Source organism: Phenylobacterium sp. (genome assembly GCF_030693805.1).
Classification (GTDB): domain Bacteria; phylum Pseudomonadota; class Alphaproteobacteria; order Caulobacterales; family Caulobacteraceae; genus Phenylobacterium.
Genome location: NZ_JAUXZW010000332.1, coordinates 1 through 1,017 on the forward strand (window position 1 = coordinate 1; position 1,017 = coordinate 1,017).

Below are 1,017 nucleotides of genomic sequence, written 5' to 3' on the forward strand. Positions count from 1 at the left end.
GGTCGCGGTGGCGCAGGGTGGCCAGTTCTTCCAGAAGAATGTGTGCGCCCAGCTTCAGGCTGTGTTGCCCGAGCACGCTCACATAGCGCAGCACGGCCGCCACTTCTTCCAGGCTGGCACCTGCGATCAGGGCGCGCCGCATGTGCCGGCGCATGCCTTGGGGGTACAGGCTTTGTGGCGCTGCGTCCACCGCCAACGCCACCAACGCCATCAGCTTGGGGTCCAGGCCTGGCGCTTCGTCTGCTTCGCGTGCCAACGCACCCAGGCGGTCTGCCCAGGGGGCATCCAGCCAGGCGCACGCCTCCCAGGCGGGATCAAGCGCCGGTGACGTTGTCGCGCTGCGCAGTGTCTTCTTTCTTGGGCTGGAGGTGACCATGGGTGGGTGCCGTTGCGTTGGAGTTGCCCCGTACTGTGAAACGACCAGGCGTTTGGCGCTTGTCACTTTGTGCCACGCAATTAACTTTCGGTGACAATCTGCTGCATGATCTGCTCGACCCCCTTGCTGATCCGCGCAGCCAGTCTGTCGGGGTTTGCAGAGCTGGCGCAGGCCTGCGGTTTGAACGCTGCCGATGTGCTGCAGCGCTACGGCCTGACGCTGGCCATGTTGGCCGACGCGGACCAGCGTGTTCCCCTGGCAGCGGTGATGGGCGTGCTCGAAGACGCCAGCCACCTGGCGGACAGAGACGACTTCGGCTTGCGCCTGGCCGCGCGGCGGCAGATTTCCAACCTGGGCGCGGCTGGCATGCTGATGTTGCTTCAACCCACCCTGCGCGACGCGTGGCACGGACTGATCGAGCGGCGGCAAGTGCTCAACGACGGCCTGCTGATACGCTTGGAGGAGGCCAATGGGGTGGCGGTTTTGTCCTTTGACCTGGTGCGTGAACCGGGCGGCCCGGCGGTGCGCCAATCGGTAGAACTGGTGATGTGTGTGCAGGTCCGTCTAATGCGCCTTTTCCTGGGGGCGGACTGGATGCCACGCCGGGTGCTGTTTCGGCACCCGCCACCGATGGATGCGGC

The 1,017-nt window shown here is 65.6% G+C and carries 2 protein-coding genes; one reads left to right on the top strand and one right to left on the bottom strand.

Annotation, left to right across the window (positions count from 1 at the left end; genetic code table 11):
• The coding region (locus Q8M88_RS13005) for a carboxymuconolactone decarboxylase family protein (protein WP_305597584.1) at nt 1-376 on the bottom strand (376 nt) is incomplete at its 3' end.
• Nucleotides 377-481: 105 nt separating this feature from the next.
• Here Q8M88_RS13005 and Q8M88_RS13010 point away from each other — a divergent pair.
• A partial coding sequence (locus tag Q8M88_RS13010) for an AraC family transcriptional regulator ligand-binding domain-containing protein (RefSeq protein WP_305597585.1) occupies nt 482-1,017 on the top strand: 536 nt, incomplete at its 3' end.